We start from the raw sequence: 18,379 nt of genomic DNA, 5'->3' as shown, positions 1-18,379 counted from the left end.
ATCCAGCTGAATCGAAACAACCAGACTGTGTCCGGCGGCTATCTGCCGCTTATTTGCGCAATGCCCGGCAAATCAAATGCGATAACAATTCCAGTTGACGCGCTAATTCCAGGCTTAACCAGACATAACCATGAATAGACGTTTCGGCCAGCGCATCTCCTTGATGTTCGCGGCTTAACTGGCGTAACTCGGTGACAATCTCGTTGAGCTTTTCCGTGTTTGCCAGAATCGGCTGCGGGTTGCCTTCATACAACGCGTGGGCAATGGTCAGCAACGTCTGCTGCGTCATCTGCTGCGTTTCACGCAGAGTATTGGCATTGATCATGACAAAATGGCTGGCGCGCGAGCTCCAGTGGGCGTTGATTTGCAACTCCAGCATGCACACCAAATTACGGCTGACAGTCTGGATAGCTTCAAAAATCGCTTTCTGGATATGGGTCTCTTTACTGGCTGGCGTGATTAAGCCGCGCATTTTTACCACGTCATTGAGAATTTTTTGCAGGTGTTTTTCCAGACGCGGCCGCTCCACCAGGTTGCGTGATAAACCCGCCTGATAGACCCGGTTAAACGCCGTGACGTAATTCGCCATCTGAATGCGCCAGTGCAAAAAAGCCCGCTGCGGCCAGATGCCGGTGAACAGCATCGCCAACAACGAACCAATAATCACATCGCCGCTGCGCCACAATGCGGTATGCATATCCCCGGTCGGCGCGCCGACCACCACCGAGAGCGTCACGCCGATAATCAGCGCCTGATAAGGCTTTTTACCGAGCGCCAGCCAGCCGCATATAAACATCGCAACGGCACACCACACCAGCATCACCGGCAAAGAAATCAGTTCCAGCCTTAATGCCACCAGCCCCAATGCAGCGCCGAAGATGGTTCCGCCGATGCGCTCAAACGCGCGCGGTACAACGTTACCCCAAAAGGAAATTGGTCCCATCAGCACCACCAGCGTGATTAATGGCCAGGTACCTTCCGGCACATCCAGCAGGCGGATCAGCAGGAAAGTCAGCACAAAAGCCAATGCAATGCGCACACCGTGTACGACGCGATAATGGCGGTAAAGACGGATTTCAAAAAGGCTGAGTGATTTATCGCGACGCACGCCCGTTCTCCGGGTTAGAAATAAAAAGAGGCGCAATTGTAGGATTTTTCAGTGGCAGATATCACCTTTTTAAACAAAAAAGAGACGCCAGCTTGATCCTGACGTCCCTTTGCGCGCGTTTACTGCTTACAGCACTTTCGGCTCTACCGGAATATACATCTCGATTTCCCAGTAACCGTCGCGCTGACCGTCGTTGCGATAGACTTCGAAACAGGGTCCGGCCGAAATTTGTAATGCCTGATCGGTGAGCAACTCATCGAAAAAAAGATCCCAGCTGGCTGCAAACTCTTCGTTGTAAACCCGTGCCTGCGCCACCGCGTACTGGCCACCCGGAACCTCTGTGGTCATCACCCCTTCGCTGTTGGCTGGCACCTGAAACGCATCGTCAACGGTGATCGCCACATCCGCCCGCAATTTTTCTGCGGGTACTTCATCCGGGTTGTCGTAATAAACACAAATCCACTCCAACGGCTGGATCTGCTTGTTATCAACCCACATCGACAGCTGCGCAAATCCCTGTTTAACTTTCTCGTCCCACGGCCCGACCAGATGAAACCCGGCAATACGGCGTTTTTCACACTGCTTGACTGTGTAGCTCATACTAACTCCCTTAGTGTTACTGTTCGAACATACAGTATAACTGGCAGGCCTGCGCCTGCCATCTGCAACAACTCAATTATGAGAGCAAGCTCGCATGCCTTCCAGCCAACGCTTGACGGTGTCAGCTTTTATGATGGAGGTAATCGCTCAAACGCGAGAACCAACCGCCTTTGCCAACGCTATCCAGCGTAACCAATGGCCAATGGGCTATCACTTTATCGCGGTCAAAAAGCTGGATTTCACCCACGCGCTGATGCGCGGCAAGCGGGGCATCCAGCTCTTTATTGTCCAGCACATATTTAGCTTTCACGTTTTGCAGTTCCGCTTTGGGCAGCACCAGCCAGTAATCCTGATCGGTGCCGACATCAACCTGTTCTTTATCGCCGTACCACACCCGTTCACTGCCCACTTTTTTACCGTTACGCAGAATTTCCACGGTGTTAAAATTCTGCTGGCCCCAGTGCAGCAGCTTACGCGCCTGGTCTTCACGCCCTTTCGGGCTGTCTGCGCCCATGACCACCGCAATCAAACGCCGCTCTCCGTCCACGCTTGAGGCGATCAGGTTAAAGCCCGCGCCAGACGTGTGACCGGTTTTCAGCCCATCAACGTTCAGCGTCTTATCCCATAACAAACCGTTGCGGTTTTGCTGGGTAATGCCGTTCCACGTCAGGCTTTTTTCACTGTACATATGATAGAAATCCGGCTCGCCATGAATGATGGCGCGGGAGAGTACCGCCAGATCATACGCAGAGCTGTGCTGGCCTGGTGCATCCAGCCCGTGTACGGTTTCAAAATGGGTATCGCGCAGATTCAGCTTCTGGACGTAATCATTCATCATAGTGACAAATTGCGGTTGCCCGCCCGCCACGTGATCCGCCAGCGCCACGCAGGCATCGTTACCGGAATCAACAATCAAACCACGGCTCAAGTCGCGCACCGTCAGGCGATCGCCCGGTTTAAGAAACATTAGTGAAGAACCATCGAACACCGGGTTTCCTTTTGCCCAAGCGTCTTTTCCGACGGTGACGACATCATCAGCGCTGATGCGGTGGCTATCGATAGCGCGGTCAACCACGTAGCCGGTCATCAGTTTGGTCAGGCTCGCCGGGTTACGTTGCTGATGTTCATTGCCCGCTGTTAAGATTTGCCCGGTGGTGTAGTCCATCAATACCCAGGAGCCAGCCTGAATTGCCGGGGGCTGAGGGGCAAAAGGTAAGTCGTCGGCGTAAGCGTGGTTAACGCATACCGCCAGCAAAGAAGCAGCAAACAAACGGCGTTTCAATGAAATATCCTCAGTAGCATCTGAAATCGTCGTTCTTTTTACGGAACTTCGTGTGTCGTTACCTGGTTAAATTGCAAAAAAGTGTGACACAGATCGATTTTAAGCACCTGTTTTTGCGAAGGTCTGCGGAAGAATGACCGGTTTTCCTTCGGCACACGCGCCGGGATGGTTTACCATAGTGGGCATATTTACTGACAGGATGAGCATCTGGTGTCTGATTCCGCCGCAACGCCCACTTTTCTCTTTCACGATTATGAAACTTTCGGTACCAGCCCGGCGCTGGATCGCCCTGCGCAGTTCGCCGCGATTCGCACCGACGCGAATTTCAACATTATTGGCGAACCGGAAGTCTTCTATTGCAAACCGGCGGACGACTATCTGCCGCAGCCGGAAGCGGTGCTAATAACCGGCATTACGCCGCAAATAGCGCGCGCTAAAGGCGAGAACGAAGCGGCTTTCGCTAAACGTATTCACGATTTGTTCACCGTGCCGAACACCTGTGTGCTCGGTTACAACAATGTGCGTTTTGATGACGAAGTGACGCGCAATATTTTCTACCGCAACTTCTACGATCCTTATGCCTGGAGCTGGCAAAACCACAATTCACGCTGGGATCTGCTGGACGTCATGCGCGCCTGCTACGCCCTGCGCCCGGACGGGATTAACTGGCCGGAAAACGAGGATGGTCTGCCCAGTTTTCGTCTTGAACATCTGACTAAAGCCAACGGTATCGAACATACGAACGCCCACGATGCAATGGCAGATGTTTACGCCACTATCGCCATGGCGCAACTGGTAAAAGCGAAACAGCCGAAGCTGTTCGACTATCTGTTCAGCCATCGCCATAAGCAGAAGCTGGCGACGCTGATTGATGTGCCACAAATGAAACCGCTGGTGCATGTCTCCGGGATGTTTGGTGCCTGGCGCGGCAACACCAGTTGGGTGGCGCCTCTGGCCTGGCATCCGGAAAACCGCAACGCGGTGATTATGGTGGATCTGGCCGGTGACATGTCGCCGCTGCTGGAACTGGACACCGATGCGCTGCGCGAACGGCTGTATACGCCGAAAGCGGAACTGGGTGAAAGAGCGGCGGTTCCGGTCAAGCTGGTGCATCTGAATAAGTGCCCGATCCTGGCGCAGGCTAACACGCTGCGCCCGCAAGACGCAGAGCGGCTGGGCATTAACCTTCAGCAGTGTCTGGATAATTTGCAAATCCTGCGCGATAACCCGCAGGTGCGCGAGAAAGTGTTGGCGATTTTCGCCGAGGCGGAACCGTTTGTTCCTTCAGATAACGTAGATGCACAAATCTACAACGGCTTTTTCAGCGATGCTGACCGCGCTGCGATGAAGATTTTGCTGGAAACCGAGCCGCGTAACCTGCCCGCACTGGACATCACCTTTGCCGATGCGCGTATTGAAAAATTGCTGTTTAACTACCGGGCGCGTAACTTCCCCGGCACGCTGGATGAGCATGAACAGCAGCGCTGGCTTACCCATCGCCGCAACGTCTTAACCCCGGAGTTTTTGCAACACTACGCCGAAGCGCTGCAGGCGCTGTTCCAGCAATATGAAGGTGACAGTGAAAAGCAGTCGCTGTTAAAAGCGCTGTGGCAGTACGCCGAAGAGATTGTCTGAGAGTGCCCTCCCGGTAACGGGAGGGCATCGGCTTACGCCTTCTGCACGGTAATACGCCAGGCGGCATCGCCAACCTGTTGGTAATCCGTAATGGTGTGGCCCTCTTCCGCCGCCCATTGTGGGATAGCTTCGGTCGCCTGGGTGCAGTCGAACGCAATAATCAGTTCATCGCCACGGGCCATCTCCGCCAGCGCCGCTTTTGCTTCTATCAGAGGAAACGGGCAAACCTGCGTTACCACGTCCAGTTTTTTTACAGCCATAACAGCTCCTGTAAGTTAAGCCGCCGCCGCCAGTTTCGCTTTGCGCTGCGGACGGACATACAAAAACCATGACGCCGTCCATACGCCAAGGATCATAAACGCCAGCCCGACCCAGCCCTGCCAGGTCATCATCGCGGTCATCACCAGACCATTACCAATCGAACAGCCGCCAGCCATACTGGCTCCCACGCCCATCAGCAGGCCACCAAACCCGCTGCGCAACGTGGTTTGCGCATCCGCCGCGCGTACGCGAAACTCGCGGCTGGCTTTCGCGGCAATAAACGAACCCAGAAAAATGCCCAGTACCAGGAAGACGCCCCAGTTGAGGAACTTACTCTGCCCTGTGACCAGGAACTGTAAGATGTTGGCGGTCGGCGAGGTAATGCCTAAGCCAAACATACGACCGCTGGCTTCACTAAGTGGCCAGGCGAGCAGCGCGATAAGACCAATCAGTACCGCAGTGACAAAGGGATGCCAGCGCTTTTCAAACAGCAGGTGCGCAAGCCCGGTACGACGCGGCGGTAATGAAGCAATCTTCAGCTTCGGCTTACGCAGCTCTCTGGTGACCGCCCACAGCGTGACGACAAGCAGCAGTGCGATAAAAGGCCAGACGGAAACACCGAAGGTTTCGGCAATCGAGTTATGTTCCGTGCTGTAGGTTTTTAGCAGCCCATTAATGCCGTCGGCATGCGGAGAGCGCATTACCGCGCTCATCACCATATAGGTAAACAGCGCAATCCAGCTCCCTATCAGCCCTTCACCCGCACGGTACCAGGTACCTGTGGCGCAACCGCCAGCATAGACAATCCCCAGCCCGAAAATGTAACCGCCAACAACAGTGCCAAGCCACGGGAACGCACCGGCATTGTATTGCAGCACTCCGCTCTGGATTAATGCAAAAACACCAACGCTTTGAATGGCGATGGCAATCAACAGGGCATAAAACATACGGTTATTTTTCGCGATGTACATATCGCGAAACCCACCGGTCAGGCAGAAGCGCCCGCGCTGCATCACAAACCCCAGCAGTGCGCCGCAAATCAATCCACTTAACATCATTGAAAACATAACGGTAGCTACGTCAGAAAAACCAGATCGTGAATTTTCCACGTGCAGCATGGCGGGAACCAATAACGAAATTATCTAACTTAGTTTGCCAGGTTATTAATAGGGAAGTAACCGATACAAAAAAGCCGGAGACAACGCTCCGGCTTTTTAGATGTGCAGAAGAAAATTTACTGCGCGATATCTTCGTACTGCGGGACTGGATTGCGGAAGCTGCGCGTCACACACGCCAGGTAAACCAGGCCAATAGCGCCCCAGATAAGCCCCAGGATCATCGAGCTTTGCTCAAGGTTGATCCACAGCGCGCCAACCGTCAGCGCACCGCATACCGGCAACACCAGATAGTTGAAGTGCTCTTTCAGCGTCTTGTTGCGTTTTTCGCGGATCCAGAACTGGGATATCACCGACAAGTTAACGAAGGTAAACGCAACGAGCGCACCAAAGTTAATCAGCGCCGTGGCCGTTACCAGATCAAAACGGATCGCCAGCAGCGCAATTGCACCAACCAGCAGCACGTTCCACGCCGGAGTACGCCATTTCGGATGGATATAACCGAAGAAACGGGTCGGGAATACGCCATCGCGACCCATCACATACATCAGACGGGAAACGCCTGCATGTGCGGCCATACCGGACGCCAGCACAGTCACGCTGGAGAAAATCAGCACGCCCCACTGGAAGGTTTTACCTGCAACATACAGCATGATTTCCGGCTGAGAAGCATCTGGCTCTTTAAAGCGGGAGATGTCCGGGAAGTAAAGTTGCAGGAAGTAAGATGCCCCGATAAATACCATGCCGCCGATCAGCGCGGTCAGGAAGATGGCGCGCGGAATCACACGCTCCGCATCTTTGGTTTCTTCAGAAAGGGAAGAAATGCCATCAAAGCCCAGAAACGAGAAGCACAGGATAGTTGCGCCAGTGATCATCGGCACGACATGAGCACCTTCAGACCAGAACGGGCGGGAACTGACCAGCGTACCAGCGCCTTCCCCGTGGGAAACGCCGTAGATGATCAACCCAACGATAACGGCGACAATCCCCATTTGCAGGATAACGATCAAGGTGTTGAAGTTCGCCACGGTTTTGATGCTGCGCAGGTTGGAGGCCGTCATAAAAGCCACCAGCGCCACCACGAAAATCCACGACGGCACCGAAGGCACCAGCGCTTCAAAGTAAATTTTCGCCAGCAGAATGTTGATCATCGGCATGAACAAATAGTCCAGCAGCGATGACCAGCCCACCATAAAACCGACGGCCGGGGAGATGGATTTCTGGGCGTAGGTATACGCAGAACCAGCAGACGGGAAGCGGCGTACCAGCTTGCCGTAGCTCAGCGCAGTAAAGAGGATAGCGACCAACGCAAAGGCATACGCGGTTGCCACGTGGCCATCGGTCAGGCCAGAGACGATACCAAACGTATCGAACAGCGTCATTGGCTGCATATAGGCCAGGCCCATCATTACAACCGGAATCAACGTAAGCGTCTTACGTAATTCCACGCGAGAGGTTTTTGGAGTAACGTTATGCGTCATGGCTATTCTCCTGAACGGCGAGTGCCGGCGCAAAAGCAAAAAATTGCCCCATTTGTGTTATTTCCTCAGCGACAACGACTGTCGGTTTTTAAATGTGTATCTATCCGGTACGAAGCCCGGCCTCTTTTATTGAATGACGTTTGTGCTTGCAAAAAAAATAACCGACGGGTTAACGTCGGTTAGTCTCTTCATTTTTTTGCAGCGGCGTATTTTGCACCATCTTGAAGCAGTATGACAATACGGTAAGACCTATCCTGCACTTTTTATACAACTAAGTGCATGAATTTTAGGCTATTGCTGAATTATTAAACATTTTAATAGCACTAATTGCTAAAAAATCACGCCAGCGGCATCTGCATCGGATCCGGATAGAGATATTCAAAACCCAGTTCATGGCAAATACGGCTGCCGTCTATGATTTTTCCCTTCTCATCATCGCTGCAGGATGCAGTGAAATTGGGCGGCACCAGGCCAAGCTGTCGCGCCATTGCCGGGTAGAAACTTTCGCGTGACGGATGTCCCGGCGCGCAGAGATTGTAGATATGCCCGCCTTTCGGCGCCTGCAGCAGCAACGTAATCGCTGCGACCACATCCTCGAGATGCACCAAGTTAACGCCGTGCTGGCCGTTAGGTGCCGTTTTTCCCGCCAGGAAACGCCCCGGATGGCGCGCCGGCCCCACCAGCCCTGCCAGACGCAAAATATCCACCGATGTGCCGGGCAAATTATGCAGCCAGTCTTCCAGCTCTTTCAGCACCCGTCCGCTTGCGGTAACGGGCTGGCGCGGCGTGTTTTCTTTGATGATGCCGGGCGCATCGCCATAAACCGAGGTGGAACTGGTAAAAATAATGCGCGGTATACGATAAGCCAGCGCGCTGTCGACAATCTCCTGCATCGCTTGCAGATAGAACTCTTCGCCGGGGCCACTGCGACGCGCCGGGAGGGTGATGACTAACGCATCGACCTGCATCAGCGCATCAAGATCGTCCGATTCGCAGACTAATTCTGGTTCAAGGTTGAGCACATAGCTTTCGATGCCGCACATACGCGCCGCCTCGACGCCATCCTGGCTGGTTTTACTGCCGGTAACTTGCCAGCCTCGCGCCGTTAATGACAGCGCCAGCGGCATTCCCAGCCATCCTAATCCGATAATCGCGACCTTTTTCATGCCTTTCCCCTGCACTCTCGCTTCCACCTGTTTAAGGCTACGCCAGCCAGTGATAACTGACAATTCATAGAACGAATATGAAATGATTTAATGATAAAAAAAAGCCCTTGCCTTCGGCGACCAAAGTGGTTTACGTTAACTGACAACTTATGAATAAACATTCATCGAGAATTTTATGACCCGCGTTCAATTTAAACACCACCATCATCACCATCATCCTGACTAGTCTTTCAGGCGGTGTGTGCTGGAAGACGTTTGGATCTTCCAGTGGTGCATGAACGCAGAGAAAGCCCCCGGAAGATCTTCTTCCGGGGGCTTTTTTTTGAACCAAATTTAGCAGGATAAAAGAGGACAACAGAATGTTAGACAACTCGCGCTTACGCATAGCTATTCAGAAATCCGGCCGCCTGAGCGAAGATTCACGCGAACTACTGGCCCGCTGCGGGATTAAAATTAACCTGCACACCCAGCGCCTGATCGCCCTGGCGGAAAATATGCCGATTGATATTCTGCGCGTACGCGACGATGACATTCCTGGCCTTGTGATGGACGGTGTCGTTGATTTGGGCATCATCGGCGAAAACGTGCTGGAAGAAGAGTTGCTGACCCGCCGCGCACAGGGTGAAGACCCGCGCTATTTCACCCTGCGTCGCCTCGATTTCGGCGGCTGCCGCCTGTCGCTGGCAACCCCGGTTGACGAAAGCTGGAACGGCCCGCAAGCGCTGGACGGTAAACGTATCGCCACCTCTTATCCGCACCTGTTAAAACGCTATCTCGATCAGAAAGGCGTCTCTTTCAGATCTTGTCTGTTAAATGGTTCTGTTGAAGTCGCCCCGCGTGCGGGTCTGGCGGATGCGATTTGCGATCTGGTTTCAACCGGCGCGACGCTCGAAGCCAATGGCCTGCGTGAAGTGGAAGTGATTTACCGTTCGAAAGCCTGTCTGATCCAGCGCGACGGTGAAATGACCGATGCCAAACAGCAGCTTATCGATAAGCTGTTAACGCGTATTCAGGGCGTTATTCAGGCGCGTGAATCGAAATACATTATGATGCATGCGCCAAGCGAGCGTCTGGAAGAGGTCATCGCCCTGCTGCCTGGTGCGGAACGCCCCACTATCCTGCCGCTGGCGGGCGATCAGCAGCGTGTGGCAATGCACATGGTCAGCAGCGAAACACTGTTCTGGGAAACCATGGAAAAACTGAAGGCGCTGGGGGCAAGTTCCATTCTGGTGCTGCCGATTGAGAAGATGATGGAGTAAGACCATGAGCTTCAATACCGTAATCGACTGGAACAGCTGTAGCGAAGCGCAGCAACGCGACCTGCTGATGCGCCCGGCGATCTCTGCGTCTGATAGCATCACGCGTACCGTGGTTGAGATCCTCGACACGGTTAAAGCGCGCGGCGATGACGCCCTGCGTGAATACAGCGCCAAATTCGACAAAACTGAGGTCGACGTACTGAAAGTCACGGCACAGGAAATCGCCGATGCCAGCGCGCGCCTGGGTGACGACATCAAGCAAGCGATGGCTGTAGCGGTGAAAAACATCGATACCTTCCATACTGCGCAAAAGCTGCAAACGGTAGATGTTGAAACCCTGCCGGGCGTACGCTGCCAGCAGGTTACCCGCCCTATCGCTTCGGTTGGTCTGTATATTCCCGGCGGTTCTGCCCCGCTGTTTTCAACCGTATTAATGTTGGCAACACCGGCGCGTATTGCCGGTTGCCAGAAAGTGGTGCTCTGCTCGCCGCCGCCGATTGCCGATGAAATTCTCTATGCCGCAAAGCTTTGCGGTGTGCAGGAGATTTTTAAAGTGGGCGGCGCACAAGCCATTGCCGCGCTGGCTTTTGGCACCGAATCGATCGCGAAGGTCGACAAAATTTTTGGCCCTGGAAATGCTTTTGTGACCGAAGCCAAACGCCAGGTCAGCCAGCGTCTGGACGGCGCGGCAATCGACATGCCCGCCGGCCCTTCCGAAGTTCTGGTCATCGCCGATAGTGGCGCAACGCCGGATTTTGTCGCCTCCGATCTACTTTCGCAGGCGGAGCACGGCCCGGATTCACAGGTTATCCTGCTGACGCCGGACAGCGAGATGGCGACCCGTGTAGCCGAGGCGGTTGAACGACAGCTCGCGGAACTGCCGCGCGCGGAAACCGCTCGCCAGGCGCTCTCTGCCAGCCGCCTGATTGTGGCACGCGATTTAGCGCAATGCGTGGCGATTTCCAACCAATACGGCCCGGAGCACCTGATTATTCAGACCCGCGATGCGCGTTCGCTGGTGGAGAGCATCACCAGCGCAGGCTCGGTGTTTCTCGGTGACTGGTCACCGGAATCCGCAGGCGATTACGCTTCCGGCACTAACCACGTGCTGCCCACTTACGGTTACACCGCCACCTGTTCCAGCCTGGGTCTGGCCGATTTCCAGAAACGGATGACGGTGCAGGAACTCTCCCGCGATGGTTTCGCGCAGCTCGCAAGCACCATTGAAACGCTGGCGGCGGCAGAACGCCTGACCGCTCACAAAAACGCCGTCACGTTGCGCGTTAAGGCACTGAAGGAGCAAGCATGAGCATTGAAGAACTGGCGCGTAAAAATGTGCGCGAACTGACGCCCTATCAGTCGGCTCGCCGTCTTGGCGGTAAAGGCGATGTCTGGCTGAATGCCAATGAATTTCCGACAGCGGTACCTTTCGAACTGACGCAGCAAACGTTAAACCGTTACCCGGAGTGCCAGCCAAAAGCGGTAATAGAAAACTATGCGCACTATGCGGGCGTAAAACCGGAACAAGTGCTGGTCAGCCGTGGTGCAGATGAAGGGATTGAGTTATTGATCCGCGCATTTTGCGAACCGGGTAAAGACGCAGTGCTGTTCTGCCCGCCGACCTATGGCATGTATAGCGTCAGCGCCGAAACGCTGGGGGTGGAGTACCGTACCGTGCCCGCGCTGGCTGACTGGCAACTGGATCTGCAAGGCATCGCCGACAAACTGGATGGCGTCAAAGTTATTTACGTTTGCAGCCCGAATAACCCCACCGGGCAGATTATCAACCCGCAAGATTTCCGCGTATTGCTTGAAATGACGCGCGGCAAAGCGATTGTTGTGGCGGATGAAGCTTATATTGAGTTTTGCCCGCAGGCCACGCTGGCGGGCTGGCTCAGTGAATACCCGAATCTGGTGGTACTGCGCACCCTCTCTAAAGCGTTTGCGCTGGCAGGCCTGCGTTGCGGTTTTACCCTCGCAAATGAAGACGTGATCGCGCTGCTGTTAAAAGTGATTGCCCCCTACCCGCTCTCTACACCGGTGGCGGATATTGCCGCGCAAGCGCTCAGCCCGCAGGGTATTGTCGCGATGCGCGAGCGGGTGGCGCAAATTCTGGTTGAACGCCAGTATCTGATTACCGCGCTGCGGGATATTCCGTGTGTGGAGCAGGTGTTCGACTCGGAGACTAACTATATTCTTGTGCGCCTGACTGCCTCCAGCGCAGTGTTTAAATCGTTGTGGGATCAAGGCATTATCCTGAGAGACCAGAACAAACAACCTTCTTTAAGCGGCTGCCTGCGCATCACCATTGGCACCCGTGCAGAAAGCCAGCGCGTCATTGACGCCTTACGTGCGGAGCCAGTATGAGCCAGAAGTACCTGTTTATTGACCGTGATGGAACCCTGATTTCCGAACCCCCTTCCGATTATCAGGTGGATAAATTCGAGAAACTGGCCTTTGAGCCGGGGGTCATCCCGGTATTACTGAAACTGCAAAAAGCCGGTTACAAACTGGTGATGATCACCAATCAGGATGGTCTGGGTACCAGCAGTTTCCCGCAAGCGGATTTCGATGGCCCGCACAACTTGATGATGCAGGTCTTCACCTCCCAGGGCATCGAATTTGAAGAGGTGCTGATTTGCCCGCACCTGCCTGCCAATGCGTGCGACTGCCGTAAGCCAAAAGTGAAGCTGGTGGAACGCTGGCTGGCAGAAGGCGCACTCGATCGCGCGAATAGCTATGTGATTGGCGACCGCGCCACTGATATTGAGCTGGCGAACAACATGTCGATTGGCGGTTTACGATACAACCCTGAGACGCTGAACTGGGCGATGATTGGTGAGCAACTCACGCGCCGCGACCGTTATGCGCACGTTGAGCGCAATACCAAAGAGACGCAGATTGATGTCAAAGTGTGGCTGGATCGCGAAGGCGGTAGCAAGATCCACACCGGCGTCGGTTTCTTCGACCATATGCTTGATCAAATCGCGACGCATGGCGGTTTTCGCATGGAAATCGCGGTGAAAGGCGATCTCTATATTGACGATCACCACACGGTAGAAGATACCGGGCTGGCACTGGGTGAAGCGCTTAAACTGGCGCTCGGCGACAAGCGTGGCATCAACCGTTTTGGCTTTGTGTTACCGATGGATGAGTGCCTGGCGCGCTGTGCGCTGGACATTTCCGGCCGCCCACACCTCGAATATAAAGCAGAGTTTGCCTACCAGCGCGTGGGCGATTTGAGCACCGAAATGGTCGAGCACTTCTTCCGCTCGCTCTCTTACACCATGGCCGTGACGCTGCATCTCAAAACCAAAGGCAAAAACGACCACCACCGCGTGGAAAGTTTATTTAAAGCATTTGGTCGCACGCTGCGCCAGGCGATACGTGTGGAAGGTGATACGCTCCCCTCATCAAAAGGAGTGCTGTGATGAATGTGGTGATCCTCGATACCGGCTGCGCCAACCTGAACTCGGTGAAATCCGCCGTCTCGCGCCACGGTTACGAGCCGCAAGTCAGCCGCGACCCGGATGTGGTGCTGCGCGCAGACAAACTGTTTTTACCCGGTGTCGGAACGGCGCAGGCCGCGATGGATCAGCTGCGCGAGCGCGACCTGATCGAGCTGGTGAAAGCCTGTACGCAGCCGGTGCTCGGCATCTGCCTGGGAATGCAACTGCTCGGGCGTTTTAGCGAAGAGACCCGCGGCGTCGATATGTTGGGCATCATCGAACAGGATGTGCCGAAGATGAAAGACGTTGGCCTGCCACTGCCGCATATGGGCTGGAACCAGGTTTATGCAAAAGCCGGGAACCGCCTGTTCCAGGGCATCGAAGACGGCGCTTATTTCTACTTTGTGCACAGCTACGCCATGCCGGTGAACGCGTACACCATTGCCCGCTGCGATTATGGCGAGCCGTTTACTGCCGCCGTGCAGAAAGACAATTTCTACGGCGTGCAATTTCATCCGGAACGTTCCGGCCGCGCGGGTGCGCAACTGCTGAAAAACTTCCTGGAGATGTGATGATTATTCCGGCTTTAGATTTAATTGACGGCACCGTCGTACGTCTTCATCAGGGCGACTACGCACAGCAGCGCGATTATGGCAACGACCCACTGCCGCGCTTGCAGGATTATGCCGCCCAGGGCGCACAAGTGCTGCATCTCGTCGATTTAACCGGCGCGAAAGATCCGGCGAAACGCCAGATCCCGTTGCTGAAAACGCTGGTCGCCGGAGTGAATGTTCCGGTGCAGGTTGGCGGTGGAGTGCGCACAGAAGAGGATGTCGCCGCCCTGCTCACTGCCGGGGTTGCCCGCGTGGTTATCGGCTCGACGGCGGTAAAATCGCCTGAGGTAGTGAAAGGCTGGTTTGCGCGCTTTGGCGCAGACAAGCTGGTGCTGGCGCTGGATGTGCGCATTGATGAACAAGGCACGAAGCAGGTCGCGGTGAGCGGCTGGCAGGAGAACTCCGGAGTAACGCTGGAAGCGCTGGTGGAAACCTATCTGACTGTTGGGCTCAAACATGTGCTGTGTACCGATATTTCCCGCGACGGTACGCTCGCTGGCTCGAACGTTTCTCTGTATGAAGAGATTTGCGCCCGCTGGCCGCAAGTGGCGTTTCAGTCGTCCGGCGGTATTGGGGATTTGAAGGATATTGCCGCCCTGCGCGGTACTGGCGTGCGCGGCGTGATTGTTGGGCGGGCGCTGCTGGAAGGTAAATTCACGGTGAAGGAGGCCATTCAATGCTGGCAAAACGGATAATCCCTTGTCTTGACGTGCGTGATGGCCAGGTGGTGAAAGGCGTGCAGTTCCGTAATCACGAAGTCATTGGCGACATTGTACCGCTGGCAAAACGCTACGCTGAAGAAGGTGCGGACGAGCTGGTGTTCTACGACATCACCGCCTCCAGCGATGGCCGCGTGGTGGATAAGAGCTGGGTGTCACGCGTGGCGGAAGTGATTGATATTCCTTTCTGTGTCGCAGGTGGGATTAAGTCTGCTGACGATGCGGCGAAAATCCTCTCGTTTGGCGCAGATAAAATTTCGATTAACTCCCCTGCGCTGGCCGATCCTGAGTTAATCACACGGCTGGCAGATCGCTTCGGTGTGCAGTGCATTGTGGTCGGTATCGATACCTGGTTTGACGTCGAAACAGGCAAATATCACGTCAATCAATATACCGGTGATGAGAGCCGCACCCGTGTCACGCAATGGGAAACGCTGGACTGGGTGCAGGAAGTGCAAAAGCGCGGCGCAGGGGAAATCGTGCTGAACATGATGAACCAGGATGGCGTGCGCAATGGCTACGACCTTGAACAACTGAAGAAAGTGCGCGCGGTGTGTCATGTTCCACTGATTGCTTCTGGTGGCGCGGGCACCATGGAGCATTTCCTGGAAGCCTTCCGCGATGCGAACGTTGACGGCGCGCTGGCGGCTTCCGTGTTTCACAAGCAGATAATCAATATTGGTGAATTAAAAACGTACCTGGCAGACCAGGGCGTGGAGATCAGGGTATGTTAACAGAGCAACAACTGGCCCAACTGGATTGGGAAAAAACCGACGGACTGCTGCCCGCCGTGGTGCAACATGCGGTTTCCGGCGAAGTGCTGATGCTGGGTTACATGAACAAAGAGGCGCTGGCAAAAACGCAGGAAAGCGGCAAAGTCACTTTTTTCTCCCGCACTAAAGGGCGTTTATGGACCAAAGGTGAAACCTCGGGTCATTTCCTTAATGTGGTGAAGATAGCCCCTGATTGCGACAACGACACGTTGCTGGTCCTTGTTAACCCTATCGGCCCAACCTGCCACACGGGAACCTCCAGCTGCTTTGGCGATACCAGTCACCAGTGGTTGTTTCTCTACCAGTTAGAAGAACTGCTCGCAGCGCGCAAAACGGCCGACCCGGCAAGTTCTTACACCGCCAAGCTCTACGCCAGCGGCACCAAACGTATCGCGCAGAAAGTGGGTGAAGAAGGTGTAGAAACGGCACTGGCGGCAACCGTAAACGACCGCGAAGAGCTGACTAACGAAGCCTCTGATCTGATGTATCACCTGCTGGTGCTACTGCAGGATCAGCAACTTGATTTAACCACCGTGATTGAGAATTTACGCAAGCGGCATAAATAGCGGGTATAAAAAAACCGGGCGCTGCCCGGTTTTTTTGTGCTTATGCTTTCGATTGATGATTTCGGAATGCGTTACGCATGAGAATAAATCCGGAACCAACGATAGTGCCCAGCAGTAGCGCCAATATCATGGTTAATGCTCGCTTAGGGCTATCGCGGCGGATTGGCAAAGTTGGTTTCATTACATAACGATAAGCATGGATATTCTGCGGATTGACAACAATCGTCTGAATATTAAGAAGATTTTTTCTTGTTTTGTAGTAATCATCAGAGAATATTAGTGGACGCGATGACTCATTCTTGATCATCGACTCCAGTGCCGCGCTGCCAAGCAGAAACAGCGTGTCCTGAGATACGTTTTCCGTTTGTCGTACTTGCGGGGAGCGGACTTCAGCTTCTTTAGCGACAGAAAGCGCTTGGGCAATCTGTTTAATTCTGAGATCTTTTTGTTCTTGTGCGACTTTTTCCTGAGTCGACAGCGACTCAACTAAGTCGCGTGTGCGGGATTTTACACTGGTTTGTAAATCATCAATCAGCTCTTTGGCGATTTGCTGATCGACTTTTTCAATATATTGCGCCAGTTTTTGCTGTGCATCCTTGGCTGTTATCCCCTGATAGGTAACCTTTAGCGGCAGTGATTGCCCCTGAACCGCAGTATCAATGGTCAGTTTTTCGGGGGGTTCCTGATTGCCAAGGGTTTCCGATAATGCTGCAAATGCGGAATTAAATCGGCCAATCACGCGCTGTTGGATACCTGCGATGTCATACTTTTCGTCGTTACTTAATATGCTCATCGCATTGGAATAACCCGCAATTTGTCCGGCATCAGGGGAACTGATCACAGCAATAGAAGTCCACTTTTCCTTCGTTACAGCTAAATAGGCCCCAGCGATAATGAGGCTGATAACAATAAATAGCGTCACAATCCATTTTCCGCGCCAGATATGCAGGACTATATCAAATAAATCAATGCCTTCACTATCATCATCGCGTCTTACAGACGTGTTTTTCTTTTCGAGTGTCATAGTAACCTTAATGCGGAATGTAAAATATACCGACGGAGTGCAAGTTTAACGACATTGCCTCGTTCACCATAGAATTTTTTCGACATTTTATTACTTACATATTACTCAGAGACTATAAGTAATTTCTGTATTTATAACTGATAGCGATCGCACGACCATCATCATACAATAAGGGATTGCTGTTTTTGATATCAGAAGGGATGAGAGATGAAATTTTTGGTCACCGGCGCTGCCGGGTTTATCGGTTATCACGTCAGCGAACGCTTGCTGCAGGCGGGCCATCAGGTGGTGGGCATTGATAACCTCAACGACTATTACGATGTCAGTCTGAAACAGGCGCGTCTTGATTTATTGGCCTCACCCGCTTTCCAGTTCCATAAAATCGATCTCGCTGACCGCGAGGGGATGGCGCAGTTGTTTGCCAGTGAGAAATTCGATCGCGTTATTCATCTCGCTGCACAAGCTGGCGTGCGTTACTCGCTGGAAAACCCGCACGTCTACGCAGAATCTAATCTAATTGGACATCTGAACGTACTTGAAGGCTGCCGTCATCATAAAGTGCAGCACCTGCTGTATGCTTCCTCCAGCTCCGTTTATGGCTTAAACCGTAAGATGCCGTTCTCCACCGAGGACTCGGTTGACCACCCGGTATCACTCTACGCGGCGACGAAAAAAGCCAATGAACTGATGTCGCATACCTACTCGCATCTCTATGGCTTGCCTACCACCGGCCTGCGTTTCTTTACGGTTTATGGCCCATGGGGACGCCCGGACATGGCGCTGTTCAAGTTCACTAAAGCTATGCTTGAAGGTAAGAACATAGATGTCTACAACTACGGCAAGATGAAGCGCGATTTCACCTACATTGACGATATCGTGGAAGCGATTATCCGTATGCAGGATGTGATCCCGCAACCGAATGCTAACTGGACCGTCGAAAGCGGCTCGCCGGCGACCAGCTCCGCGCCTTACCATGTTTATAACATTGGCAACAGTTCCCCGGTTGAGTTGATGGATTACATTACTGCGCTGGAAGAAGCGTTGGGTATTGAAGCGCAGAAAAACATGATGCCGATACAGCCCGGCGATGTGCTGGAAACGAGCGCAGACACCCAACCGCTGTATACCGTGACAGGCTTTAAGCCCCAGACTTCAGTCAGAGACGGTGTGAAGCGCTTTGTTGACTGGTACAGAGATTTTTATCACGTGTAAAAAAACGGCCCTGACGGGCTGAGTGATCCCCAGAAACATCATTAATACACCATGATGATGTTTCGATAGGCCCTCGCCATATCCCCTTGTCGGGGTTCATCCCCGACAGGAGCCA

19 protein-coding genes and 1 other annotated feature are annotated in these 18,379 nt (G+C 53.7%); of the genes, 11 read left to right on the top strand and 8 right to left on the bottom strand.

The genetic code is table 11. From position 1 onward, the window contains the following. Window positions 1–49: 49 nt before the first annotated feature. The 3 genes from E0L21_RS18495 to dacD form a co-directional block, all read right to left on the bottom strand. Entirely contained in the window at window positions 50–1,108 is a 1,059-nt protein-coding gene (locus tag E0L21_RS18495) for an FUSC family protein (protein ID WP_131412050.1), read from the bottom strand. 126 nt (window positions 1,109–1,234) lie between these two features. Then, entirely contained in the window at window positions 1,235–1,708 is a 474-nt protein-coding gene (gene sbmC / locus E0L21_RS18490) for a DNA gyrase inhibitor SbmC (protein ID WP_131412048.1), read from the bottom strand. Window positions 1,709–1,829: 121 nt separating this feature from the next. Further along, the gene (gene dacD / locus E0L21_RS18485) at window positions 1,830–2,990 is read right to left on the bottom strand and encodes a serine-type D-Ala-D-Ala carboxypeptidase DacD (RefSeq protein WP_131412046.1); all 1,161 of its coding nucleotides are present in this window, start codon (window positions 2,988–2,990) and stop codon (window positions 1,830–1,832) included. A 210-nt stretch (window positions 2,991–3,200) separates the two neighbouring features. Here dacD and sbcB point away from each other — a divergent pair, with 210 nt between their 5' ends. Continuing rightward, complete coding sequence (gene sbcB / locus E0L21_RS18480) at window positions 3,201–4,625, top strand: exodeoxyribonuclease I (protein WP_131412044.1); 1,425 nt, start codon at window positions 3,201–3,203, stop codon at window positions 4,623–4,625. Between the two features lie 32 nt (window positions 4,626–4,657). Here the strand turns inward: sbcB and tsuB are convergent, their stop codons facing one another. The 4 genes from tsuB to E0L21_RS18455 form a co-directional block, all read right to left on the bottom strand. Continuing rightward, the gene (gene tsuB / locus E0L21_RS18475) at window positions 4,658–4,885 is read right to left on the bottom strand and encodes a thiosulfate utilization sulfurtransferase TsuB/YeeD (RefSeq protein WP_131412042.1); all 228 of its coding nucleotides are present in this window, start codon (window positions 4,883–4,885) and stop codon (window positions 4,658–4,660) included. Between the two features lie 15 nt (window positions 4,886–4,900). Next, complete coding sequence (gene tsuA, locus E0L21_RS18470) at window positions 4,901–5,953, bottom strand: thiosulfate utilization transporter TsuA/YeeE (protein WP_131412040.1); 1,053 nt, start codon at window positions 5,951–5,953, stop codon at window positions 4,901–4,903. Window positions 5,954–6,120: 167 nt separating this feature from the next. Then, entirely contained in the window at window positions 6,121–7,482 is a 1,362-nt protein-coding gene (locus tag E0L21_RS18465; RefSeq protein WP_165501929.1) for an APC family permease, read from the bottom strand. Window positions 7,483–7,820: 338 nt separating this feature from the next. Then, complete coding sequence (locus tag E0L21_RS18455; protein ID WP_131412037.1) at window positions 7,821–8,648, bottom strand: SDR family oxidoreductase; 828 nt, start codon at window positions 8,646–8,648, stop codon at window positions 7,821–7,823. 175 nt (window positions 8,649–8,823) lie between these two features. On the opposite strand from E0L21_RS18455, the gene hisL reads away from it, so the two are divergent. The 9 genes from hisL (at window position 8,824) to hisIE (ending at window position 16,028) form a co-directional block, all read left to right on the top strand. After that, the gene (gene hisL, locus E0L21_RS18450; RefSeq protein ID WP_001364200.1) at window positions 8,824–8,874 is read left to right on the top strand and encodes a his operon leader peptide; all 51 of its coding nucleotides are present in this window, start codon (window positions 8,824–8,826) and stop codon (window positions 8,872–8,874) included. Beyond that, window positions 8,850–8,972: a sequence feature (His leader region), on the top strand. It overlaps the preceding gene by 25 nt. 35 nt (window positions 8,973–9,007) lie before the next feature. After that, a complete protein-coding gene (hisG, locus tag E0L21_RS18445) occupies window positions 9,008–9,907 on the top strand; it encodes an ATP phosphoribosyltransferase (RefSeq protein ID WP_017458451.1) in 900 nt (299 codons plus the stop codon). A 4-nt stretch (window positions 9,908–9,911) separates the two neighbouring features. Next, window positions 9,912–11,216, top strand: a complete 1,305-nt coding sequence (gene hisD, locus E0L21_RS18440; RefSeq protein ID WP_131412036.1) for a histidinol dehydrogenase — start codon at window positions 9,912–9,914, stop codon at window positions 11,214–11,216. Further along, complete coding sequence (hisC, locus tag E0L21_RS18435) at window positions 11,213–12,274, top strand: histidinol-phosphate transaminase (protein WP_131412034.1); 1,062 nt, start codon at window positions 11,213–11,215, stop codon at window positions 12,272–12,274. The genes hisD and hisC overlap by 4 nt, the downstream gene beginning before the upstream one ends. Then, window positions 12,271–13,338, top strand: a complete 1,068-nt coding sequence (gene hisB, locus E0L21_RS18430; RefSeq protein ID WP_131412032.1) for a bifunctional histidinol-phosphatase/imidazoleglycerol-phosphate dehydratase HisB — start codon at window positions 12,271–12,273, stop codon at window positions 13,336–13,338. The genes hisC and hisB overlap by 4 nt, the downstream gene beginning before the upstream one ends. After that, window positions 13,338–13,928: an imidazole glycerol phosphate synthase subunit HisH gene (gene hisH, locus E0L21_RS18425; RefSeq protein WP_131412030.1), complete on the top strand. Its 591-nt coding sequence runs from the start codon at window positions 13,338–13,340 to the stop codon at window positions 13,926–13,928. The genes hisB and hisH overlap by 1 nt, the downstream gene beginning before the upstream one ends. Continuing rightward, window positions 13,928–14,665 (top strand): 1-(5-phosphoribosyl)-5-[(5-phosphoribosylamino)methylideneamino]imidazole-4-carboxamide isomerase, encoded by a 738-nt coding sequence (gene hisA / locus E0L21_RS18420; RefSeq protein WP_131412028.1) that lies wholly within the window; start codon window positions 13,928–13,930, stop codon window positions 14,663–14,665. The genes hisH and hisA overlap by 1 nt, the downstream gene beginning before the upstream one ends. Beyond that, complete coding sequence (gene hisF, locus E0L21_RS18415; RefSeq protein WP_131412026.1) at window positions 14,647–15,423, top strand: imidazole glycerol phosphate synthase subunit HisF; 777 nt, start codon at window positions 14,647–14,649, stop codon at window positions 15,421–15,423. The genes hisA and hisF overlap by 19 nt, the downstream gene beginning before the upstream one ends. Next, a complete protein-coding gene (gene hisIE / locus E0L21_RS18410) occupies window positions 15,417–16,028 on the top strand; it encodes a bifunctional phosphoribosyl-AMP cyclohydrolase/phosphoribosyl-ATP diphosphatase HisIE (protein WP_131412024.1) in 612 nt (203 codons plus the stop codon). Before hisF ends, hisIE begins: the two co-directional genes overlap by 7 nt. Window positions 16,029–16,068: 40 nt before the next feature. Here hisIE and wzzB read toward each other — a convergent pair whose 3' ends face one another. Further along, window positions 16,069–17,052 carry an LPS O-antigen chain length determinant protein WzzB gene (gene wzzB, locus E0L21_RS18405; RefSeq protein WP_131412022.1) on the bottom strand — a complete coding sequence of 328 codons (984 nt, stop codon included), beginning with the start codon at window positions 17,050–17,052 and terminating at the stop codon, window positions 16,069–16,071. 207 nt (window positions 17,053–17,259) lie between these two features. On the opposite strand from wzzB, the gene E0L21_RS18400 reads away from it, so the two are divergent. Beyond that, window positions 17,260–18,264 (top strand): NAD-dependent epimerase, encoded by a 1,005-nt coding sequence (locus E0L21_RS18400; RefSeq protein ID WP_131412020.1) that lies wholly within the window; start codon window positions 17,260–17,262, stop codon window positions 18,262–18,264. Window positions 18,265–18,379: the final 115 nt, after the last annotated feature.

Source organism: Kosakonia quasisacchari (genome assembly GCF_004331415.1).
GTDB lineage: Bacteria > Pseudomonadota > Gammaproteobacteria > Enterobacterales > Enterobacteriaceae > Kosakonia > Kosakonia quasisacchari.
Note: the sequence above shows the minus strand (reverse complement) of the source record. Positions and strands in the feature narration are given on the sequence as shown.